The organism is Bartonella tribocorum, from assembly GCF_002778015.1.
Taxonomy (GTDB): domain Bacteria; phylum Pseudomonadota; class Alphaproteobacteria; order Rhizobiales; family Rhizobiaceae; genus Bartonella; species Bartonella tribocorum_B.
Genome location: NZ_NJPP01000018.1, coordinates 1 through 22,298 on the forward strand (window position 1 = coordinate 1; position 22,298 = coordinate 22,298).

Below are 22,298 nucleotides of genomic sequence, written 5' to 3' on the forward strand. Positions count from 1 at the left end.
GACAAGCGGTTCAGACAAGCGGTTCAAAGCGTTCTTCAGAAAACCGCGTTCAAGAAATGACAGCGATTACCATGGGGCTTAAAGCTTTGGCCAAAGAACTTAATATTCCCATCATTGCTCTTTCACAATTATCACGCCAAGTTGAAAACCGAACAGATAAACGTCCACAGCTTGCAGATCTACGAGAATCAGGTTCCATTGAACAAGATGCCGATATTGTGCTTTTTGTTTATCGTGAAGAATATTATCTCAAAAAGGAAGAACCTAAAGAAGGCAGTGCTGAGTATAGCAGATGGCAAGAGACAATGGAGAAAGCCAAGGGCAAAGCTGTGGTTCAACATGCTATGGCTGTTTTAGGGGATCGTTCTCAAGTTGGAGCGATCAGAGGTTATTGTGAGGCTACTTTACAAGCTAATCCAGGTATTGCGAGATATGGTGCCCTATTGCCGCGGGGCTTAAAAGTCTTTCTGCCTGAATTTGTTAGCCAAGAAAAGAACAGCGTGCTGAGAAGGCTATGGGATTAATGCGCACACATCCACTTTATTGAGGTGAAGGTGGGAGAGAAACTTGTTCATGAGGTTTTTTACCAGCGTCTTTTAGCGGCAACCATTACGGACCATGCGGGCAATGAAGCCGATACATTTGAAGCAGAGTTTGATGATCGTGGCAATGATTTAGAGGTTCCCTCAAGCCAACAGTGCACTCCAGGTTACCTTTGGTTATCAAAACAGCATCCGTGCCTTTATGGGGCGTTTTGTTGTTGAGTCGGTGGTGAGTATTGGGGGCAGTGATGGAGAGATTTTACGCCTTTGTGGCAAAAGTGCTTCGATGCAGAAAGAACTTAAAGAACAGGCGAGTGAACATTTTGACCACCAAACCATTGCTGAGATTGTCGAGACACTTGCCAAACGCCATGGCTATCAAGCAAAGGTGAGCCCCCAATTTACCAAACAAACTCTTCCTTATGTGGTGAGAACTGATCAATCGGCGGTTGACTTTTTAACCCGTCTTGCGGACCGCATGCGGGCGCGTTTTTTAATTAAAGACCATAAGTTTTTATTTTTAAGCGGGGATAATTTACCAGCCCTCACTCTTCATAAACATGACTGTTCAAGCTGGGAATTCACATTAGAGCCGCGCACGCAATACGGCATCATTGAAGCTTCTTATTTTGATCGCTCAACAGGGCAACAATGCCAAGTCAAGCATCAAACAGGCTTTAGCAGTCCCGTGCGTCGTCTGCGCAGTTGTTATCCATGTCAAGAAGAAGCACAAGCGGCTGCTGCCTCAGAATCAGATCGCTTATGCCGTGCTGTGGGCAGTGGCTCCTTAACTCTTGCAGGACGCCCCGAAATCATGGCGGATCAACCGCTGCTGCTTCAAGAGTTTTGTATGAATAACGCTAGATTATCATTATAAATCAATCTTTTGTACAGAACTTAAGGGCGGGGTGATCTTTACAGTAATTTGGTTTTCTTGAAATTATAATACTTTCATCAAAAAAATTGCTCATAGTTTTCCATCTACTGTGCTGAATAAATAAGATATATCACGACAAGCCTAATGAAGTAGATTTAAGGTTATAGAAAAACTGTATATATCATAATTTATCAGGATAATGGATTATTGTAATCGTACATTTTTTTATATATATCGCGACTGGATATGAAAATGAACGAAGCTCTAATTTTCTTGCTGCTAACTTGATGCTAAGCGGTGTGGAGCAAGAATAAGCCGTATTGTTATTCATACTTCCTATCTATAGTCTCAAAAGCATTATAGATGATGAATTTCCAAACTATCAATTTCGAGGGCTACGGTGTTAGCTACATTACCTAAAGATATACGCTCTTTAATAATACAAGCGCCTATGGCTGGTGTATCGACGCCGGATATGGCGGCTGCCGTATCTAATTCTGGTGCGGTTGGTTCGATAGCTATTGGCGGATTAGGGCCGGATGAAGCAGTTTTGTTAATTCAAAAAACGAAAGCACTAACTGATCGGCCGTTTAATATTAATCTTTTCTGTCATGATCCTTTTTTGCGTGTGGATACAGCAAAAGATTCTCATTGGCGAACTAAGCTAAATGATAATTTTTTAGGTGGGGAAACGATTCTAAATACTCCTCTTAAGAATATATACGCCTCTATTAAAAATAATAAGGATTTAGCTATCGCCGTCGCTGCACAAGCCCCTGATATTATTAGCTTTCATTTTGGTGTCCCTGATGATGATATCATTGACATCTTTCGACAGACCGGTGCCAAACTTATGGCTACTGCAACTTGTCTTGAGGAAGGGAAAGAAATTGCAGTCAAAGGTTTGGATGCAATAATTGCTCAAGGCTTTGAGGCAGGAGGACACCGCGGACAATTTAATCTTTCACAATTCGACGAGAAGTTATCAACGCACGTCTTGACTCGACTTTTGGCCCAGTACTTGTCACTTCCTATAATTGCTGCGGGCGGTATAATGACTGGGGCTGATATAGCGAGCGTTATGCTCATGGGTGCTCAGGGAGTGCAATTAGGGAGTGCCTTTATAGGTTGTAGCGAAAGCGGTGCGAGTCGTTGTCATAAAAATCTTTTGAAGTCTGATAAATCCATACCAACCGTTTTGACACGAGCTATTTCTGGGCGGCCTGCGCGGTCAATAATGACGCCGTTTGTCCAATGGGCGATGAGTATTACTGATAAGGATATTCCGGAGTATCCTTACGGTTATGATGCCTTCAAGCAGCTGCAAAAAAGTATGCTCTTACGAGGAGATCTTGATATAGGTCCTTTTTGGGCGGGGCAAAGTGCTTTCTTGGCGCGTTTTATTCCGGCAGCACAAATTATTGCAGAGTTAGAAAACGAGTATGCTTACTATATACAGGGCTAAGAAAAAGTGAATCTAAAGCTAATATGACAATGAATAAAACGGTCAAGTACGTATTGAGTGGATTTGCGGCATCCTTGGTTGGTATAGGTTTATCACGCTTTGCTTATACGCCTGCAACACATTATCTCATAAGCCAAGGTTGGCTTGATGAAAATCATATTTTTTGGGTAGGTTCTGCAAATTTTTTAGGTTACTTCATTGGTGCTTTTTCATCCCCTTATATTTTACGCCTCACTTCTCCAAGATATGCATTGAGATTGGCATTCTTCATGAGTGGGCTGTCTTTTTTATGTTGTTGTTATCCATATGGAAGCTTGTGGTTCATGATATGGCGTTTTATTGTAGGCTTGTCGGGTGGGGTCTTAACAGCTGTGGCTGCTCCGACTTTGTTATCAGCTATAGAACCAAAAGATCGGGCTCGTTCTGGTGGCATAATGTTCTCAGGGGTGGGGTTAGGCTTGCTATTGTCTGCTTTGTTTACACCTATGATAGCAAGTATTAAAGTATATTATTATTGGGGGGCACTTTTTTTAATCACTCTTATATTCTTTATAATAACCTATCAGTTTATACCCAACACGAATTTTAAGCATATTAAAAAGTCGTATAAGTCTAAGCGAATAGATTATTTCATATATCTAACATATGGCATAAATGCTGCAGCGTTTATGCCATATATATTGTTTCTTGTGAATTTTGTTTTGCTTCGCACAACACCATCAACCTATTTTGCTTCTATCATTTGGCTAGTTTATGCCTTTGGTGCGTTTTTAGGAGCCATAATATTGGGCATAGCAGCCAAGAAAACATCGTATCGCTCAGTGATTTTTTTGATGAATTTTGTGCAATTATTTGCCTCGTTTCTATTGCTATTGTTCCCTGATTTGAAGATTGTGTTGTTACTACCGGCTCTGATTATGGGGGCCGCTACCCCTGGCATTGTGCCCTTATATCTTGGTTTAATAGGAGAATTGTCTTCATCTGATCCACAAATTCAGCAGATTATCTGGAGCAGAGCAGTGTCAGCATTTTCCTTATCACAAGCAATAGCTGCGTATATGTTTACTTGGCTTTTCTATATAATAGAGAATTATATCCTAATATTCTCTATTTCATCATTTCTTCTTTTTATTCTATGCGTGTGGTTTATACAGGAAGGACACTATGGTTACAAACAGAAAAAAAACCATTAATTGTGCTATCATCGGTTTTGGGGCGCGTGGCATTAGTTTTTATGAGAGGATAAATGCCTATGCTCGTCGTTATATAAGTAGTGTGCATATAAACCTGACAATATTTGATCCTAAAGAACATGGTTGTGGATCTCATTCGCCAAGACAAGCAGATTATCTCTTAGTCAATACAGTTGCATCGCAAATGACTATGTTCTTAGATAAAACTTGTGAAGTTTCTGGCCCATATACCAACGGACCATCATTTGCTCAATGGGCTAAAGATGCAGGTATCCGTAAAATAGGTTCTAACTTTTATCATATGGCTGAAGACTCAGATGTTGGAGCACCTATAGACGATAATGACTATCTATCACGTGCTGAATTAGGGAATTATTTACAATTCGTTGTAGATCTATTGACAGCAAACAGACCGCGTAATGTAGATGTGTCCATTATCAGATCTCATGTGATTGATATTAAGCCATTATCAGAGCGTGAGTTTATTGTTGTGGTAGATGGAGATTATAAGCAGTCCTTTGAATTTATATTTATGACTACCGGGCATGGTACTAATATACTCACAGAAAATGAGCAACGAAAAATAGATTTTGTTTCTTCAAATAAGCATAAAAATCCCAATTTAGGATTTATAAGATCTCCTTATCCTTTATCTATGATGGAAAGTGTTAGCCCTGACGCTCGAGTGTTGGTGCAGGGTATGGGACTAACGGCGCATGATGTTATCGCCGAGCTAACTGTTGGAAGAGGAGGCCGATATAAAGAGAACAGAGGCCGCTTGGAATATATACCATCAGGGCGAGAGCCTGTCATCAGTCTCTTCTCAAGACAAGGACTTCCATTTTCTTCTAGAGCCATAAATGAGAAAGGGGTCTCTGAGGCTTATACAGCTGAATTCTTTACCTTAGATTATTTCAAATCTCTGCGGCAGGAAAAAAAGAAATTTGATTTTTTTGAAGATGTTCTTCCAGTCTTGAAAAAGGAAATGTTGAGGGCATACTATCATGCCGTGGGTAAGACTACGTGCATTGACTATGAAGATTTTAGGAAAATTGACGAAATATTATATCCCTTACACGGCATTGTATTCAAAAGTGCCGTTGATTACAAACGCTATATCTATGATTTTTTGGAAGACGATCTCAAAAATGCTTATGCAGGAAATGTTTCTGGCAGTGTCAAAGCAGCAGCCGATGTCTTGAGAGATGTGCGTGATACCATGCGCTATTGCGTTGAATGGGGTGGTTTGACACCAGAGTCGCATGCTCGTTTTGTAAGCGACTTTGTCCCTATTATGAATCGTATAGCTGTCGGCCCACCTTTAGTGCGGAACAGGCAGTTACTCGCTTTAATCGATAGTGGTTTACTTTGCATAGACCTTGGTCCTTCACCTATTTTAGAAATTGACGAGAAAAATTCTGCTTTCCGTATTGTTGGTACTTTCTCAGAAGAAATAACGACTCAGTCCGCAGATGTTGTTATCCAAGCAAGGATAGATCCATTTGATATAAATCTTGAGCGCTCACCATTAATCAGAAACCTCTTTAGTAAGGGTTTTCTCACAGAATATGTCAATGGAGACTATCATACTGGTGGCTTGAATATTGATAGAAATTATAACATTATCGATCTCAATGGAGGTGTGAGAAAAAATGTGTGGTCTTTGGGTAATCCGGTTGAAGGTCCTTGTTTTTTTACCTTTGTTCTGCCACGACCAGGTGTGAACTCTCGCTTTCTATTGGATTCGGATAAATGTATACAGCAGATGTTTAATGAAATAGAAGTGAATTATGTCACATCTAGGTAAATTTAATCCCTCAAAAAGTGTTTGAAGGTGCTAAGTAAACAGTTTAAGCGTGGTAGGGATATTCGGCAGCATGTTTTGGGTAACTCTCATGTTGATGATTGGTGAAAAGAAGTAAATTATCGATAAATAAAAAAATGTTACAAGAACGGATAACTGTTTGTGTGTGGAGATATCTCGATTGAGGCGAAAAGGATAGAAGTTTCGCTACTGTATGCATGCTTATGGATATGGGAAAGATTCTTGAAGTAAAGCCACATGTGATAGACGCACTGAACATTGGTTAAACTAAGGAAAACTACGTGAGGGTAGTATTCAGCTAATGAATTAATTTTATTCGCTTGTTTGTGCACCACAAGAGGGTGGTGTATGGAGGACTGGAGAAGAGAGGTGGAAAAATGCCTCTCATAGATCACTTTGGGGGTGTTGCGACATTGTAAGTTTCACTCTTAATTTGAATAGAATGCACGCCATTGCTCAGCATTTCTGCATTTATCCTGTTGCAGCAATGGGCAAATTTATTCAAGGCGTTTTTTGGATTTTCTCACAATATCTCATCCACGTTTAAGAGGGCTTAAAACCTCGAAAAGAGTGGACTGAGTAAATTTAGCTTCATGGGATAAAAAATTTCATATATCAGAGGATAGCTTGCTAATTCAATTCCTCGCACAGTTTACCTCTCCGTTTTCATCACATCTAAATTTGCTGTTGTTTCTGTGATGTTTTTCTTTTCAACTGGAGTCATGGAATCTAATTTTCTGGTGCAATGTCAATAAAATGGGCTTTATTTATTTACACGTGGGATATGGTGAAGAGGCGTATGAGTATATTTATCGGTGAGATATCGAGGATCTTGAAATGGATTATTACCTTAATTCCATTCATAAAATGCTTTTTAAGATTAAGAATGTCGGTGCGTTTTCTATAAGTTTGTTGCTGTAAAGGAGAGGGGTGGTAAGCAGTGTCGGGATGTTTTTTTTGAAGAGTCCACCCTAGACAGTGGAAAAGAAAATGTATGAGATACATTAACTTAAATGGCTTAGATCTGATGAAAAAGTTTGAAGTTTTTTTCAAAATCTCTACCCTTTTTCTGCTGGTTATGGGACGATTGGCTATGGACATATGGTGCGCTAAAGTGATTTTGTAGTCAAGGTGTGACAGGATAAAAACTAAAAAAATATGACATTAAAAATATGACATTAAAGTATCGGGTTGCAGGAAATTTTTGCTGAATATCTATCTTTAAGGAGTGTGTTTTCTTATGCTTTTTGTCAGAATATTACCTGTGTTGTAGCGGGTGTATGGGGTATGTCGTTGGAATTGTAAGATTGCACGAGCTCAAATGGTCTTGCAGTATAATATAGTAGATCCTTTTTCGAATGTTTTGGGGCTTTTGCTGAATTTTTATTTTGCTACTTTTCGAGTTGGGAATTCACACTAGAGCCGCGCACACAATATGGCACCATTGAAGCTTCTTATTTTGATCGCTCAACAGGGCAACAATGCCAAGTCAAGCATCAAACAGTTTTAGCGGTCCTGTGCGTCGTCTGCGCAGTTGCTATCCTTGCAAGGAAGAAGCACAAGCGGCGGCTGCTTCCGAGTCGGATCGCTTATGCCGTGCTGTAGGCAGTGGTTCCTTAACGCTTGCGGGACGCCCCGAAATCATGGCGGATCAACCGCTGCTGCTTCAAGGGTTCCGTAAAGAAATTAATGGGTCATGGAAAGCCGCAACCGTTACCCACAGCTATGAAAAACAAAGCGGTTACACAACAGAAATTACGCTAGAAGCACCAAATCAAGGAAAGGAACAAAAATAGAGGCTGGGCTGGTCACCCAGCCAACGGGAACAGTTTAGCGACAACCCCATCTGATGCAACTTAACTTAACATCGCAGCCACTTCTTATCACTTAAAGCAATGAGAAGACGGTTAACATAGATGAAAGAGTGTAAAAAAATAATGGATATACTTCATAAGGAAAAATTAAAATCTGTTGAACCTATTTCACCAGCTGCTGCTTATATTGGGGGAAAAAGAAGATTAGCCAAAGCCATTGTCAAAATCATTGAAGATATTCCACATAGCATTTATGCCGAGCCTTTCGTTGGTATGGGTGGAATATTCTTTAGACGGAAACTGATTCCATCTACTGAAATTATCAATGATTTTTCAGGAGATGTGGTGAATTTTTTTCGGGTGTTACAACGCCATTATCACCCTTTTATAGAACTGTTAGCGTTTCAAATAAGCAGCCGTGAGACGTTTGAACGCTTACAGACACAAAATCCAGAAACGCTTACGGATTTAGAACGGGCTTTGCGGTTTTTATATTTGCAGCGTTTAAGTTTTAGTGGGAAAGTAGTAGAGCGTACGTTTAGAGTTGAGACAGACCGTAGTGCACGGTTTAATCCCTTCAAACTTGAAGGTATATTAAAGCTTATTTACCGCCGTTTAGCGAGAGTTATCATTGAACATTTAGATTGGTCTGATTTTATTGTGCGTTATGACCGGCCAAATACCTTGTTTTATCTTGATCCACCTTATTTTGGTGTTGAGGATTATTATGGCAAAGACTTGTTTAAGCGGGAGGATTACCAGACGATGTCTATGCTGCTTGCACAATTAAAGGGGAAGTTTCTTCTCTCTCTCAATGATGTGCTAGAGATTCGAAAAACCTTCAGTCAATTCCATATAAAAGAGGTAAGAACAATTTATTCCTGTAATTTGTCAAATAATGCGATTCCGGCAAAGGAACTCATCATTACCAATTGTGATATTTAGGAGAAGAGAAAAAGATCTATTAAAGGGATTTAAACAATCTTTGAAAGGTCTTTGAAGACCCTTTGAGAACCCCTTAAAAAACCTTTGAAAAAAAATAAATTGATGCAAAACCTGCTGTCAAATTGTGCAAAACCAGATGGCAAGCTACAACAGCAAAACCAGATGGTGTAGTTTGACAGTAGGTTTTGCATTAAGTGGGAAGAGGTGGGATTAGTTAGGAATAGGTGATAATTTGTTGTTTTTATGCATAAAATTTAGCATTAAATGCGCGTTTTGTCAAAATAGATTTTGACACCTAAAATCGCTAAAATTACCAAAAATCAGAAAAAAGTGCGTTTTCATGGTAAAAATGAGAAAAGGCTTTGAAAGGTCTGTGAAAACCCTTTGAAGATTTTTAAAAAATCTGTGAAAGCCCAGAAAACCGCCTTTGAAGACCCTTTGAAAAAAATCAATCCAAAAGTTCAATCGACTCCAAAATCAACAAAAAATGATCCAAAAAGCAAAAAAGATTTCCATATATGCATGGAAATCTCTTAAAATTGATTAAAAAATATTTTTTATCAATATGTTGTATAATTTCTTTAAAGTAAAAAGATTTCCACTTTCATTTTTCATTTTAGAGGGGCATTAAGCCGTATCTTGTGTAGTTACTAGATGCGCTTTTTCAGCCTCGATTTGACGCTTTAAATGCAATTTTAGAAGAGGCAAAGTAAGTTCGACTTCTTCCGTGTCGTTGATGTTTTGAACAAGCTCTTGCAGTTTTTTATAAAGCTCTGCTGCTAATTCCGCTATATCTTCAGGGGGGAGTTTTATATTTGCATCGCGATAGGTTGTATAAGCTATGCGACCAAGTTTTTTCATGAGACCAGTAGGAATGGTAGGCGCTTTAAAACCAGCTGCTTTCGCTTTTGCCATGTCACTAAACATTTCGCCTTCTCCAGTGAGAAGCCAATGAAAGTCTACACCATAAATTTTATGATAGGCAATTACAATAGATGCTGGTGGCTCATTTACACCGAGCTCATAATTTGCGAGCGTACCTTTCGCTAAATCAAGAGTTTTTGCAAAAGCACCGCGTTCTTCATTTCCAAGCATTTTTCTTATTTCACGTAGGCGTTTTGCCAATGGTGTTTTGGGTTCTGAATCGGGACGAGCCAAAAAAATACCTCATAAATTCATTTTTTATGTTTACAAAACACAAAAAATGAATTAATTACATATTACCGCCCGCTATTGAGGGCAGATATTTTACCATTAACCCCACAAAAAACGGATGGTTTGAGCATCCGTTTAAAGCAGGAGCGAAAGTTATGACAACCACACAGAAATGGGATCGCCATAGTATTTTAGCTGAGCTACGCCGCCGTAACATGACCTTGGCGGAGCTCGCGAAAGCGTATCAACTCTCGTCATCCAGTGTTCAACATATCTGGACCCGGTCTAACGAGAAAGCCGAACGTGCTATTGCAGACTTTATTGGCTTGCCCGTTGAGCAGATTTTTTGTGACCGCTACCCTAAAAGCCGCCGTCGTATTTTTAAAGCAGCAAAACACGCTCATACGGGTTCGATAAAACATTCCACATTGCGTGGGAATGCTGCTTAAAACTGTGTTGGCTTTGCGTGTGTCATACGCATTTGCCATGAATTTATTACCATAAGATGAAAAGGTTTATCAATGTCTAAAGATCAATACGAAATAGGCCAGATAAATTGCACACAGTTGCCTCGTGGAGCAGGCGATTGGATGGGTTGTTTTTTAGGATTAGCTTGTCACGTTTTCTTTATCGGGGGTGGTTATGGTTGCTGCTTATAATTTATGGACACCCGAGGCAAAAAGAGAAATTCTTAATCCTTATTCAGAAGTTGAACGTTTGGAAGCCATGCTTGCCTGTTCTTTTAAGGCGGTGAGTGGAGGATTTAAACATCTGCCGGTTCGGTATATTATTGACCCACCGCATGGCTTATTTGATGCGGCGTTAGCACGACAGATTGTTATTCATATTTTGCATTATCAGTTTGAGGTGCCGCGGCGGCGTCTTGTTGCCATGCAAGAGCGTGAACGCACGGCTGTTGCTCGTTCTTTGCGTACAATTAATCGGCGTTTGGAAGAACCCGTTTTTGCGAAAGCTTATCGAAAATGGGCTGGGCGTGCGATGGATTTGTTCTTTAAAGAGATCAGAAAGGTGGCGGCGTGATGGCACAGTTTCAAGAGATTGCTTTAGATTTGATTGTGGTGCCGGAGCGTATACGCCCTGTAGATGATGAGCATGCCAAGGCACTTGCACAATCGATGGCGCGGGAGGGGTTGATGAATCCGATTACGGTGCGCCATACACCTAATGCTAAGGAAGGCAATTACACGCTGATTGCTGGTGCGCATCGGCTGAGGGCTGCGGAGCTTTTGGGCTATAGCAAAATTGATGCGGTTGTGGTGCAAGCGGATAAGGAGAATGCTGCGCTTTTAGAGGTTGCAGAAAATTTGTTTCGCAATGAATTGTCTGTGATTGATCGTGCTTTGTTTGTGCAGACTTACCGTGAATTGTGGGAAAAGAAATATGGGGAGATTAAGGTTGGTGGTGACCACGGTAATCAATATACAAAGGACAAAGTGGCAAAGGTGCAAGTTGCACCTTTGCCAAAAGAAGGCTGTTCAGAGCATCATGAAACTGGATGTGAAGGGGATGAAAAATCAAAGGGACAAGTTGTCCCTTTGATCGGTGATGAGAAATTGGGACAAGTTGTCCCTATTTCTTATACAGATGAAGAAAGTGGTAAAGGGACAGTTTTATCTTTTGCTAAACATGTGGCAGATCGCATTGGTTTGTCTCAAGATGTCGTGAAACGTCTCAATCGCATTTCTAAGTATTTACAGCCGGAGTTGCGGGCGGTTTTGCGTGGGACGGCATTGGCAGATAATCAAGCGCAATTGTTAAAATTAGCCAAGATGGAGCCGGTTTCGCAACGGCGTGTGGCGATTGCTTTGCAACAGGTTGATGGGGATTTGCGGCGGGCTGTTGATTTGGTCAATGGGGTTAATACGCCGCCGCAAATCAATGAACAAGAACGGATTTTTGCTCAATTGTTGGGGGTGTGGCAGAGAGCAGATGCACAGACACGGGCGCGGTTTTATGATTATTTGAACAAGCAATCAGGGGAGGAGCAGGCATGAAGACGCGTGGTTCCCATCAGCTTGATTTTTTTCAAAAGCCCGTTTTCCCTTGTCGCGAACCCGTTGCGCAAATTGATTTGGGGCGGTTTCGCTCTCGTATCAAACGCGCCATGGCGCGGGCTTTGAGAGAATGCCGGCATGAGCGCAGTGAGATTGCAGAGCGTATGGCGCATTATTTAGGCATTGGGTGTTTGAGTAAGGCGAGTTTGGATGCTTATGTGGCAGAAAGTAAGCAGGTTGATATTTCGCTACCGCGTTTTAAAGCCTTTGTGCGGGCAACAGGAGCCTATTGGCTTTGGGATGAGGTTGTGAGTGAAGATGGATTGTTGCTTTTGCAAGGGGATGAGGCGCGTTTAGCAGAGATTGCGCGGCTCCAGCAGGAACAGCGTGAGATTGCAGCGCGCTTGAAAGCCATGCGTGCAACGCCGGTGCAAATTAAACGGGGGCAGCCATGAAGGAATGGTTTTGTATTGCTGAATTAGCCAAGGCGGCTTTGCCAGGATTGCCATCGACCTATAAAAGTCTTGAAAACCATGGACGAGCATATTGGAGAAAAAATGCTGCGCTTTCAAGGAAAGTGGGAGGCAAAACGAAGCCGGTTTGGGAGTATCACATTTCCTTATTACCGGAAGTGGCGCGGGCGGCATTGATGGTGCGCTGTGGTGGGGGGTGTGTAAAAGAAAGCGATCAAAAGACAAGTATTTGGGTGCGTTATGAAGGGCTTTCAAAGGTGCATAAAAAGCGTTGTGAAGAGCGTTTGAAGGTGCTTTGTTCTATGGATGATTTGCTTCAAGCGGGGATGGGGGTGCATGATGCGGCAAGTTTGTGCGCGGTGCAATTTGGGGTGAGTTGTCGATCGCTTTTTCATTGGCGGCAGATGGTGGAAGGGTATGAGCGCCCTGATTGGTTGGCGGCTTTAGCGCCTTGTTATGGTGAGGAGCGTTTTTCGCAATGGGCTGAGTGTCATGAGGAGGCATGGGAGGTTTTGTGTTCGGATTATTTGCGCCCGTCTCGTCCTGCTTTTTCGGCTTGTTATCGGCGCATGGTTTTGGTGGCGCGGGAGAAAGGGTGGGAGCCCATTCCTTCAGAGCGGGCGTTACGGCGGCGTTTTAAAGCGCAAATTTCCAAAGCGGTTGTTGTGTTGGCGCGTGAGGGAGAGGAGAAAGCCAAGAAGCTTTATCCGGCACAACGGCGTGATCGCTCGAGTTTGCATGCTTTGCAAGCGGTGAATATGGACGGGCATAAGCTGGATGTTTTTGTGCGTGTGCCTTGGGCAGAAAAGCCCGTGCGGCTTTATTTGATAGCGATACAAGATCTTTATTCGGGCAAGATTTTATCGTGGCGCTTGTCGGATGCGGAGACTTGGGAAATCGTGCGTTTGGTGATTGGGGATATGGTGGAGACTTATGGGATACCGGAGCGTATGACCTTGGATAATGGGCGTGCTTTTACCAGCAAGTGGATTTCTGGGGGTGTGCAAAATCGCTTTCGCTTTAAGATTAAGGCGGATGATCCGCATGGGCTTTTGACGAGTTTGGGTGTGCAATTGCAATGGACGACCCCTTATAGTGGACAGTCGAAACCGATTGAGCGGGCATGGCGTGATTTGGCAGAGGCGATTTCGAAGCATCCTTTTTGTGCGGGGGCTTATACGGGCAATAAACCGGATGCCAAGCCTGAAGATTATGGGCGGCGTGCGATAGAATTTGAAGCGTTTAAAGCCCATGTTGGTGCACAGATTGTGACGCATAATGCACAAACAGGGCGCAAGGCGCCGACATGTGCGGGGCGTAGTTTTGATGAGACTTTTGCAGAAAGTTTGCAAGCGGAAGGGACGATTATCCGGCAGGCAACGGCGGCACAACGTGCTTTATGGCTTTTGACCTCAGAAGCATTGCGTACGCAAAAGGGGACGGGAGAAATCCATTTTTATGGCAATCGTTATTGGGCGCGGGCGCTTAATCAACATGCAGGGAAAAAGGTAATTGTACGCTTTGATCCGGATTATTTACACCAAGATTTGCGGGTTTATGATTTGAACAATCGGTTGCTTTGCATGGCAGAATGTCTTGCGGATGTGGGCTTTTATGATCAGCAGGCAGCGCGTTTGAATGGGCGTTTGCGTAAAGAATATGTGAAGGCAGTTAAAGCGGAAAAACAGTTGGCAGCAAAGCTTGCGCCTGATCACTTGGCTGATGTTTATGGGCGCCTTGAGAAAAAGGCTGATGGTTTAAAATCCAAGCTTGTTGTTAAGCCAAAGGTAAGCCGCTTGATGCCAAACCATGCGGGGAACTTAGCTTTGAAAGCCAATAGTTGTGAAGATTTAGGGGATGAAGAAGCTTTGGAACCCCAAGAATTTAGTCAACATTTGCACAAAGCATTAAGACGGCTTTCAGCCTTTGATGAGGGGCGTGAAGTGATCAAGTTTCCTAAACGATAGGATAAGGCAAGGGGGGATTTGCAAGAATTCTCACAAGAAAAGGGGAGAAGGAAGGAAAGGGGGGAGAAGAAAGCCGATTTTGTATGGCGTACGGCTTGAAGCGTTTATTAAAGAAAGGGGGGAGGAATCTTAATTCTTTCAATCAATACAATAAAATTTTTAGGCAAATTTTTAGTCAAATCTTCAGATGCCTTTACCTTATTAGGTGAGGAACATGGAGTGATTCAACTTTCCAAAAAGACGAAGGAGAGGGGTATTTTTCAAGGAAGCCGGTTTTGTATTGCGTACGGCTTTAAATTTTCATTGTAAAGACAAAAGACAAGGGGTGGTCTGCAGCCCTCCCCCTTGTCGATGTCTAAATCAATACGAAAGGGGAATATACATGAAGTACGCGATAAATGCAACGGTTGAAAAAAATCCTTGGGCACGCCCCAAAAAACAGCCTGATGGAGCAGCGCAAAACCGCAATAGTGATGATATTGCTTTATGGAACACGCTTGTGGATTCGGTGCGCGCTTTGGCACAAATGAATGATTGGTCAAAAGCAGAAGTGGCGCGGCGCATTGGCATGCCGGATGGGACGTTTTCGCAGTGGTATGCGGGCAGTTATGCGGGGCAGTTGGGTAAGCAGAATGCGAAGGTTCAACAATGGGTTGATGCTTTAAAAGAAACAGCGGGGTTTTTGGAGAAGATTCCTGAAAAGCCTGCGTTTCAAAAGAATCGTATAGCGGGTGAGATCATTGATACTTTAACGCTTGCGCAAAGTACGGGTGATATGGTGATGATTACGCTTGATGCGGGCAATGGTAAGACGGAAACGTGTCGTCATTACCGCGCAACGCGCCCGCATGTTTACCTTGTGACAGCAAGCCCGCATACGCGCAGTGTTCATGGTATTTTGAATGATATGGCAGCAGAATTGGAAGTGGTTGAATATAACCCCACCCGCTTAACGCGTGCGATTGGCAAGAGATTAGAGCGTGTGGGAGGTGGGACACTGCTGATTGTGGATGAAGCGCAAAATTTAACGGATGAGGCGATTAATCAGTTGCGCCATTTTGTTGATATTAATGGCACAGGGCTTGCTTTGGTGGGCAATGATGAGATTTCAGGGCGCCTTGTGCATCGTCAAAATGGTCCCTCTTATGCGCAAATTAAAAGCCGCTTGGCAATGCATCTAAAACGTCGCAAGCCTTATAGCGAAGATATTGCGGCGCGTATTCATGATTGGGGGATTGAAGATGCTGGTGCGATAAAGTTTTTGACAGGGATTGGCTTAAAAGCTGGGGCTTTGCGGCAAATTGACAAGACGATGATGTTAGCGCGCATGGCAGCGCTTGGAGATGGGGGTGAGGTGACGCTTAAACATGTCAAAGCAGCATGGAAAAACCGCGATGTGGAGGAATTGGCATGATCCCTTTAAACACGAAGGAATTATCGAATACGCTTGTTGGTCTTTATGATGATTATCAACGGGGTTTGGATATTGGAGAGCCGCTTAAATTGTGTGTTGATTTGGCGTTATCGCTTGAATTGGAACTGAGTATTCACCGCTTAAGCGAAGCCGATGCGGTTTTAGAAAGGGAGGCTTTGGAAGTTTTGTCTGGTGGTAAAGTTTCTCATTCTAAGAGTGATGAGGGTGAGAGAGGAAGAGTTATTCATATGGATTTTGGAGGAGAAAAATAATGGAACGCAACCCTTATATGGTGAGAGAGTGCTTGATTGCTTTGCGCTCTGCCTTTTTGAAGTATGAGGTGAATGGCATTTTTATGAGTGGGCAAGATGTTCGAGAATTGACGGAGTATTTGCGTCGTCTTTCGGGTTATAGCCACATTTTAGGTCATGAGCTTATGCGGTGTCGTTGGCAATTAAAAGCGGGATGTGTACCTCATCGAGGTGAAGTTGTGCCGTTTCGCCGGTTTCAAGAAACACAGGAGGAAATTAAAAATGAATCAACAAATTGAGCTTGAAGGTGTGCATTATATGAGAGATGCAAAAGGGGCTTTGGTACCGGTCAATTTGATCCGTCCTGAGGATTTGCTTGAGGACGAAACAGTGCGTAAGGTTATGGGATATGCGAAGGAATTATCGGCAAGGATTGCGCGTTTTAACAGCCATACGCTTGCGGATTTGAGTGCTTTTGATGGCTTGCTTGCGCAGGAATATGGTGTGGAGCGGCGTGGTAAAAAGGGCAATTGTACGTACACCAGTTTTGATGGTTTGCAACGTATTAAGGTGCAGGTACAAGAAAGCTTTGATTTTGGTCCGCAATTGCAAATTGCCAAAAGCCTTCTTGATGAATGCTTGAATGAATGGTCTGCGGATGCACGCCCTGAAATCCGCGCGATTATTACGCGCGCTTTTAATACGGATAAAGAAGGCAAGGTGAATCGCGGCGAAATCTTTATGCTGTTGCGTTTGGATATTGATGATCCCCGCTGGAATGAGGCGATGCGGGCGATCCGTGAAGCCGTTCGTGTGACAACATCTAAAGAATATGTGCGTTTTTATGAGCGTGATACGTTGGAAAGCCCTTGGCGGGCTGTAACGCTTGATTTGGCGAAGACTTAAAAGAGGAGAAATTAAGGGGATACCATGTCTTTAGCGGCTATTCATATGGGCAAACGCGCGTTAGGTCTTGATGATGAGACCTATCGCGCCCTGCTTTTTCGATTGACGGGCAAACAATCGGCAAAAGATTTGGATTTTTCAGAACAGCGTTTGGTGATGCAAGAAATGCGTGCCTATGGGGGTGGGGTCAATGGCAAGCTTTTGAGAGGCAAATATGCCAAAAAGCTTCAAGCCTTATGGATTTCTGGGTGGAATCTTGGCATCATTCGTGATCGTTGTGATAGGGCATTGCTTGCTTTTGTCAAAAGACAGACAGGGATTGATCATATTCGTTTTTTACGCGATAGCGATGATGCTGCAAAAGCCATTGAGGCGTTGAAAAGCTGGTTGCAGCGAGAGGGTGGGGTTGACTGGAGAGGAAAAAGCCGCCAAGATTTATGGGGAAGACACCCAAGCATTGCCATTTTGTGTGCCCAGTGGAAGCGTTTGCATCAGGGTTGCTTGTTTGATGAGACAGCTTTTCAACAAAGTGTTATGGCGGTGAGTGGTAAAGCTTTTTGCGAGATGAGTGGGGGCGATTTTATGCGTGTTATGAATGTTTGGGGGCGGAAAATCCGTAAAGGTATTCAAAGCGAGGGGTAGGCTAGCCATGGACGATGAAGATTATCACCATGTTCCCCTTATATTACGTGAAATCGCTGATGTTGCGGGTATGGAGGCGGCATGGAATATGGTGCGGGCTTTTGGAGGGCGACAAATTTATCTCCCTAGGCGTCTTGAGAATGCGGATTGGTTGATTGAAATTGTAGGGTTTGAAGAAGCTGAGCAACTCATTCGCTATTTTTGTTTGAATGGTTCTGGGGTGCGGCTTCTTATTCCTCTTTGTAGCTATGTATTCCGGCGGCAAAAAATGATAAAAGCCTTGCAAAAAGGCTTGTCTGCGGATGCTGCTGCGGCTGTTTCTGGTATGCATGTGCGCACAGCCTATCGCTTGAAGAAGAAAATATCTTTGCAAGATCCCCAAGGTTCGTTATTTCCAGAGTTTTATGACTCCATAGTTTGAATGATTTTAAGCTTCACCATAGTGTTTAGGGTGTCTTGTGATGCCGTAAAATAGCGTTATGAGACGGGTGATGACCTCAGTGACTGACAGTGTCAGACTTATATGGGGGTGTGAGATTTCATAAACTGCGCATGGATTTTTATGCATTGAGTGGTTTGTTATGATTTCTATAGATGCCTCTTTTCTTCATCAACTTGCGCCTAAATTAGCGCATCATGCGCGCCAAGATTTTATTATTGTTGAAATGGCACGCGTTCTGCCTAAAGCTTTATCTTATGGCGGGATAACGACGCATTTGCGTATTGCGCATTTTTTAAGCCAATGTGCGCATGAGAGTGATGGCTTTTTTACCCTGCGTGAATATGCCTCAGGGCGCGCTTATGAGGGGCGGCGTGATTTAGGCAATATCAATCCTGGTGATGGGGTGCATTTTAAGGGGCGTGGTTTGATCCAGTTGACGGGGCGCAATAATTACCGTCGTTTTACGAAGTTTTGGTGCTCAGTTGATGAACAAGCGGTTGATTGTGAGGCATTTCCGCAAGTGGTGGAAAAATTTCCTGCAGCCCTTTGGTCGGCTGTTTGGTTTTGGCAGATGAAAGGCTTGAACAAGCTTGCTGATCGAGATGATTTTGTTGGAATTACCAAGGCGATTAATGGGGGAAGAAATGGACTTGTGCACCGCTTGACCTATTTAAACCGCGCCAAAAAGCTTTTGGGGATTGGAGGCGAGGTGGAAGCATGAAACCCTCTTATCGTGGTTCGAAACGTTATTTATGGTGGTCCTTTTGGTTTGCTTGGGGGGTTATTTTTTTGCTCGTTTCTGGTGGCTTGTGGGGAGCACCGCATATTGTTGATATGGCAGCGATTTCTATTCCTTCGATGGTGGCGATTATCGTTGGGAATTTGGGCGTGCATCGTGGTTTTGGTTCGTTGGATTTTTCCAATAGGAAACATTCCCATAAGCGGCATAGCAGCGTCTATGATGAGGTGGAGATAACGGGGTGGGGTGATAAGCGCCATGTTTAGCCCACTTTCAAAACTGTCTTTGGGTTTGCTTTTTTGGGGCGGTGTGATGTTTGCGGCTTTTGGCTTTATGAGAGCGCAAGTTTTAAAGGCGGAAAAGGCGCGTGATGCCTATTGGCGCTTGGAGATTGCCAAGGTTTCTTTACAAGCACGGCTTGAACAAGAGAGGCAAAGAGAGGCTGCGCAAAGAGCAGAGCATCAAGCACAAGCGGTGATTTCTAGTTTGGAACAACAGCTTACAAAAATGGAGGAGGTCAATGCAGTTTTGCCAACTGTTCCTAGCGGTTGTCTTGGGCTTGAGCGTGTGCGCTTGCTCAACAGCCAAGCTAAGGGATAGCTTTTCTTATTCGTTTTTATCATCTGAATTGCCGCCTGTTGTTCGCGTGGCGTGTAAGCGACCTTCTTTGTTGCCGGAGCGTGCTTTGAACGCGCGCGAAGTGGTGCATTATTGGGGGCGTGATCGTGCTGCTTTATTAGTCTGCGAACAGCGCAGAAAAGCTGCGGTTAAAGCAGTTTTAATGAGATCAAGGAGGGGGGCGTGAATTTAGATATTAGTGTGGCCAATGGTTGGTTGTCTTTGTTGTTATCCATTGTGGCCATTTGCGGGGTTTTAAAAGCTTATTTTTCTTCTGGTGCGCGGGAAATGTTGAAAGACATCACGGTGCTTAAAGAGCGTGTGCAAAAGTTAGAGACGGAAATGGATTTTTTGCCTGATCGTGATGCGCTGCAGAGGTTGGAAGTGAATATGGAGAAATTGAATGGTCGCCTCAATACGCTTTCTGCGCAATTACAACCGGTGGCAGCCATTGGTGAGCGCTTACAAGAATTTTTACTGGAGAATGCCAAGAAATGAAAGCAGATATGGATAAAATCATCCGTGAAGAAGCGCGGTTGATTATTTTAAAAGGGCTTGCTTGTGAGCGTAGCGAAACCTTATCGAGTGCGATGATTGAGCGGCTTTTATACAGTTACGGCATTAGGCGTGATGGTGATTTTGTCCGCAATGAACTGGCTTTTATGGAAGATCAAGGGGCTGTGACATTAAAATGTGTGGGTTCTGTTTTGCTTGCGGCTTTAACGGAACGGGGGGCGCGTCATTTAGACCGGAGCTTTTCGATTGAGGGGATTAAGCGGCCTAAACGTTTATCAATAAGAGATGAGGTAAAAGATGCGCAAGGTCGGGCGTGGCCGCTTAACGGCGATTGATTTATTGCCGCAAGCTTGTGATCAAATTATTGCAGAGGCGGCTGAGGCTTTAAATGGGCGTGAAAAGACGCAAATGGCTATTTATGGCGAGTTTAAAGCGGCTTTGAAGGCTTTACAAAAAGAAATGGGTCTCAACTTTTCTATACCCTCCTTTTCGAGTTTTAATCGTTATTCTTTGCGTTTGGCTGTGATGTCAAGGCGCTTGGAGCAAACCCGTGAAATAGCCGCAAGCCTTTCGCAGCGTTTTGATGCGAAGGCTTCTGATAATATTACTTTGTTGACAGCCGCCGCGATTAAAGAGCTGATTTTTTCGACGTTAAGCAGTGGAAAAAGCCTTTCACCAAAGGCAGCCCAAGAATTGGCTAATGCGCTTAAAGGGGTTTTGGCGGCTGAACATTTGTCGACCACCAGACGGCAAAGATTAGAAAAGGATTTTACCCAAAAAGCAAGTAAAGCGGTTGACGCAGCAGCAGCAGCGGCGGGGCTTTCAGAAGAAACAGCGCGGGCTATTCGTGCGCAAGTGTTGGGGGTAAAACATGGCTGAAAGGCAGATGGGTGGAAGCCCTGCTGTTGAAGATCAGGCACATTTTGACATTTGGCAGAGGAGTACTTTTCCCAAAGAGAGTGATCCCTTAGCGGAAGGGGTTTTGATGGCGCATCAACGGGCATGGATTGAGGATAAGTCTGCGTTAAAATTGGTGGAAAAGGGGCGGCGGACCGGCATTACTTTTGCAGAAGCTTTGGATGATACACTGATTGCGGCAGCGAGCGTTAAGGCTGGGGGTGATAATGTTTTTTATATTGGTGATACCAAAGACAAGGGGCGGGAATTTATTGGCTATGTGAGCAATTTTGCTTCGGCAATTACAAGCCACAGTGGTGATGTAGAGGAATTTTTATTCTCAGATCAAAGGGCTGATGGTTCCACGAAATATATCTCTGCGTATCGGGTGCGCTTTGCTTCTGGGTTTCGTATTGAAGCGCTCTCAAGCCGCCCTGAAAATATTCGCGGACTACAGGGCATTGTGGTGATTGATGAGGCGGCGTTTCATCAAGATGTGCGTGCTGTTTTGGATGCGGTGAATGCTTTGCTCATTTGGGGGGGCAAAATCCGTGTGATCTCCACCCATAATGGTGTGCTTAATCCTTTCAATGAACTGATCCGTGAGGCAAAAGCAGGCAAGGTTCCTTTTTCTCTGCATTGTTACCCTTTTAGCACAGCGGTTAAAAATGGTTTGTTTAAACGGGTTTGTGCCATGAAGGGGGCGGTGTGGAGTAGGGGAGCAGAACAACAATGGGAAGAGCAAATCCGTGCTTCTTATGGGGTGCGTTTGGCTGCGATGCGCCAAGAGTTAGATGCCATACCGGCGGATCAAGAAGGGGCGGCTTTAACGCGTTTGCAGATTGAAAATTGTTGTGCGAAAGATATTGCGGTGTTGCGTTTTGCTTGTGTGGATGATTTTAAAAATCAATCGGATGATCAACGAAGTATTGCTGCTTTTTCTTGGTGTGAGAAGCATATCAAGCCTTTGCATGCTAGGCTTGATCGGCGGCGCCAACATGTTTTTGGTGTTGATTTTGCTAGGTCTGGTGATGCTACCTCCATTGTGGTGATGGAAGTGGGACAAGATTTGGTGCGCCGTGTGCGGTTTATGGTGGAATTGCGCAATATGCCGTTTGATCAACAAAGAGAGATTTTATTTTATGTTGTGGGTGGACTGCCACGTTTGTTGGGGGGTGCGTTAGATGCGCGGGGCAATGGGGCTTATTTAGCGGAAAAAGCAGCACAGCGTTATGGGGGTCTTGTCAAGGAAGTTCCCTTGTCACAAAGTTGGTATGGCAAGGAAATGCCGGCTTATTTAGAAGCCTTTGGGGATGGGACGATTGTTTTGCCGCGCGATAGCGATATTGTTGCGGATCATCAAGCCCTTGCTTATGTCAATGGCATTGTCAAAATTCCAGACAATCATCGCTTTAAAGGTAGTGACGGTTTTATGCGCCATGGGGATAGCGCTATTGCTTGTGCTTTGGCTTATTTTGCCAGCCGGCAGACACCGGAAATTTATGAGTATACGCCTGTAAGAGAGGCTTATGGCTTTGATGAAAACCCGTTTTTTTCAAACGCTTTTTTTTCAACGATGCGATCAAAGATTTATTGAGGGAA

25 protein-coding genes and 2 pseudogenes are annotated in these 22,298 nt (G+C 43.5%); 26 read left to right on the plus strand and 1 reads right to left on the minus strand.

Features of this window, described 5'->3' with window-relative positions:
- The 7 genes and pseudogenes from CEV08_RS09540 to CEV08_RS05720 form a co-directional block, all read left to right on the plus strand.
- Window positions 1-524 (plus strand): DnaB-like helicase C-terminal domain-containing protein (locus tag CEV08_RS09540; RefSeq protein ID WP_180753560.1); only part of this gene is annotated, 524 nt, incomplete at its 5' end.
- Window positions 524-1,389, plus strand: a pseudogene (locus CEV08_RS05695) (late control protein); the annotation flags it as partial. The gene CEV08_RS09540 and the pseudogene CEV08_RS05695, both read left to right, overlap by 1 nt.
- A 430-nt stretch (window positions 1,390-1,819) precedes the next feature.
- Window positions 1,820-2,884: an NAD(P)H-dependent flavin oxidoreductase gene (locus tag CEV08_RS05700; protein ID WP_100130733.1), complete on the plus strand. Its 1,065-nt coding sequence runs from the start codon at window positions 1,820-1,822 to the stop codon at window positions 2,882-2,884.
- A 29-nt stretch (window positions 2,885-2,913) separates the two neighbouring features.
- The gene (locus CEV08_RS05705; protein ID WP_245407053.1) at window positions 2,914-4,077 is read left to right on the plus strand and encodes a YbfB/YjiJ family MFS transporter; all 1,164 of its coding nucleotides are present in this window, start codon (window positions 2,914-2,916) and stop codon (window positions 4,075-4,077) included.
- Window positions 4,049-5,884, plus strand: coding sequence for an FAD/NAD(P)-binding protein (locus CEV08_RS05710; RefSeq protein WP_100130735.1), 1,836 nt, complete (start codon window positions 4,049-4,051; stop codon window positions 5,882-5,884). The genes CEV08_RS05705 and CEV08_RS05710 overlap by 29 nt, the downstream gene beginning before the upstream one ends.
- 1,416 nt (window positions 5,885-7,300) lie before the next feature.
- Window positions 7,301-7,698 (plus strand): annotated as a pseudogene (locus CEV08_RS05715) (late control protein); the annotation flags it as partial.
- 141 nt (window positions 7,699-7,839) lie between these two features.
- Window positions 7,840-8,661 (plus strand): DNA adenine methylase, encoded by an 822-nt coding sequence (locus tag CEV08_RS05720; RefSeq protein WP_100130736.1) that lies wholly within the window; start codon window positions 7,840-7,842, stop codon window positions 8,659-8,661.
- Between the two features lie 627 nt (window positions 8,662-9,288).
- On the opposite strand, the gene CEV08_RS05725 is transcribed toward CEV08_RS05720, so the two are convergent.
- A complete protein-coding gene (locus tag CEV08_RS05725) occupies window positions 9,289-9,819 on the minus strand; it encodes a helix-turn-helix domain-containing protein (RefSeq protein ID WP_100130737.1) in 531 nt (176 codons plus the stop codon).
- A gap of 152 nt (window positions 9,820-9,971) precedes the next feature.
- Between CEV08_RS05725 and CEV08_RS05730 the strand changes: the two genes are divergently transcribed.
- The 19 genes from CEV08_RS05730 to CEV08_RS05820 all read left to right on the plus strand — a co-directional run bounded on the left by CEV08_RS05730 (window position 9,972) and on the right by CEV08_RS05820 (window position 22,293).
- Window positions 9,972-10,265 carry a helix-turn-helix domain-containing protein gene (locus CEV08_RS05730; protein WP_100130738.1) on the plus strand — a complete coding sequence of 98 codons (294 nt, stop codon included), beginning with the start codon at window positions 9,972-9,974 and terminating at the stop codon, window positions 10,263-10,265.
- A gap of 193 nt (window positions 10,266-10,458) precedes the next feature.
- On the plus strand, window positions 10,459-10,857 hold the full coding sequence (locus CEV08_RS05735) for a hypothetical protein (RefSeq protein ID WP_100130739.1): 399 nt from the start codon (window positions 10,459-10,461) through the stop codon (window positions 10,855-10,857).
- Entirely contained in the window at window positions 10,857-11,831 is a 975-nt protein-coding gene (locus CEV08_RS05740; protein WP_100130740.1) for a ParB/RepB/Spo0J family partition protein, read from the plus strand. The genes CEV08_RS05735 and CEV08_RS05740 overlap by 1 nt, the downstream gene beginning before the upstream one ends.
- The gene (locus CEV08_RS05745; RefSeq protein WP_100130741.1) at window positions 11,828-12,286 is read left to right on the plus strand and encodes a hypothetical protein; all 459 of its coding nucleotides are present in this window, start codon (window positions 11,828-11,830) and stop codon (window positions 12,284-12,286) included. The genes CEV08_RS05740 and CEV08_RS05745 overlap by 4 nt, the downstream gene beginning before the upstream one ends.
- Window positions 12,283-14,271, plus strand: a complete 1,989-nt coding sequence (locus CEV08_RS05750; RefSeq protein WP_100130742.1) for a transposase domain-containing protein — start codon at window positions 12,283-12,285, stop codon at window positions 14,269-14,271. Before CEV08_RS05745 ends, CEV08_RS05750 begins: the two co-directional genes overlap by 4 nt.
- A 382-nt stretch (window positions 14,272-14,653) precedes the next feature.
- Window positions 14,654-15,685, plus strand: a complete 1,032-nt coding sequence (locus CEV08_RS05755) for an AAA family ATPase (protein ID WP_100130743.1) — start codon at window positions 14,654-14,656, stop codon at window positions 15,683-15,685.
- Window positions 15,682-15,957, plus strand: coding sequence for a hypothetical protein (locus tag CEV08_RS05760; RefSeq protein WP_100130744.1), 276 nt, complete (start codon window positions 15,682-15,684; stop codon window positions 15,955-15,957). The genes CEV08_RS05755 and CEV08_RS05760 overlap by 4 nt, the downstream gene beginning before the upstream one ends.
- Window positions 15,957-16,235, plus strand: a complete 279-nt coding sequence (locus CEV08_RS05765; RefSeq protein WP_100130745.1) for a hypothetical protein — start codon at window positions 15,957-15,959, stop codon at window positions 16,233-16,235. Before CEV08_RS05760 ends, CEV08_RS05765 begins: the two co-directional genes overlap by 1 nt.
- Window positions 16,219-16,842, plus strand: a complete 624-nt coding sequence (locus tag CEV08_RS05770) for a DUF3164 family protein (protein WP_100130746.1) — start codon at window positions 16,219-16,221, stop codon at window positions 16,840-16,842. The genes CEV08_RS05765 and CEV08_RS05770 overlap by 17 nt, the downstream gene beginning before the upstream one ends.
- Window positions 16,843-16,866: 24 nt before the next feature.
- Window positions 16,867-17,484 (plus strand): regulatory protein GemA, encoded by a 618-nt coding sequence (locus CEV08_RS05775; protein ID WP_100130747.1) that lies wholly within the window; start codon window positions 16,867-16,869, stop codon window positions 17,482-17,484.
- 7 nt (window positions 17,485-17,491) lie between these two features.
- A complete protein-coding gene (locus tag CEV08_RS05780) occupies window positions 17,492-17,905 on the plus strand; it encodes a helix-turn-helix domain-containing protein (protein WP_100130748.1) in 414 nt (137 codons plus the stop codon).
- Window positions 17,906-18,065: 160 nt separating this feature from the next.
- Window positions 18,066-18,647 (plus strand): glycoside hydrolase family 19 protein, encoded by a 582-nt coding sequence (locus tag CEV08_RS05785; RefSeq protein WP_100130749.1) that lies wholly within the window; start codon window positions 18,066-18,068, stop codon window positions 18,645-18,647.
- A complete protein-coding gene (locus CEV08_RS05790) occupies window positions 18,644-18,931 on the plus strand; it encodes a hypothetical protein (protein WP_100130750.1) in 288 nt (95 codons plus the stop codon). The genes CEV08_RS05785 and CEV08_RS05790 overlap by 4 nt, the downstream gene beginning before the upstream one ends.
- A complete protein-coding gene (locus tag CEV08_RS05795) occupies window positions 18,924-19,265 on the plus strand; it encodes a hypothetical protein (protein ID WP_100130751.1) in 342 nt (113 codons plus the stop codon). The genes CEV08_RS05790 and CEV08_RS05795 overlap by 8 nt, the downstream gene beginning before the upstream one ends.
- 46 nt (window positions 19,266-19,311) lie before the next feature.
- Window positions 19,312-19,470 carry a hypothetical protein gene (locus tag CEV08_RS05800; RefSeq protein WP_245407054.1) on the plus strand — a complete coding sequence of 53 codons (159 nt, stop codon included), beginning with the start codon at window positions 19,312-19,314 and terminating at the stop codon, window positions 19,468-19,470.
- Entirely contained in the window at window positions 19,467-19,781 is a 315-nt protein-coding gene (locus CEV08_RS05805) for a DUF2730 family protein (RefSeq protein WP_012231817.1), read from the plus strand. Before CEV08_RS05800 ends, CEV08_RS05805 begins: the two co-directional genes overlap by 4 nt.
- A complete protein-coding gene (locus CEV08_RS05810; RefSeq protein WP_100130753.1) occupies window positions 19,778-20,134 on the plus strand; it encodes a VpaChn25_0724 family phage protein in 357 nt (118 codons plus the stop codon). The genes CEV08_RS05805 and CEV08_RS05810 overlap by 4 nt, the downstream gene beginning before the upstream one ends.
- On the plus strand, window positions 20,097-20,678 hold the full coding sequence (locus tag CEV08_RS05815; protein WP_100130754.1) for a phage protein Gp27 family protein: 582 nt from the start codon (window positions 20,097-20,099) through the stop codon (window positions 20,676-20,678). The genes CEV08_RS05810 and CEV08_RS05815 overlap by 38 nt, the downstream gene beginning before the upstream one ends.
- Window positions 20,671-22,293, plus strand: a complete 1,623-nt coding sequence (locus CEV08_RS05820; RefSeq protein WP_100130755.1) for a hypothetical protein — start codon at window positions 20,671-20,673, stop codon at window positions 22,291-22,293. Before CEV08_RS05815 ends, CEV08_RS05820 begins: the two co-directional genes overlap by 8 nt.
- The last annotated feature ends 5 nt before the right edge of the window (window positions 22,294-22,298 follow it).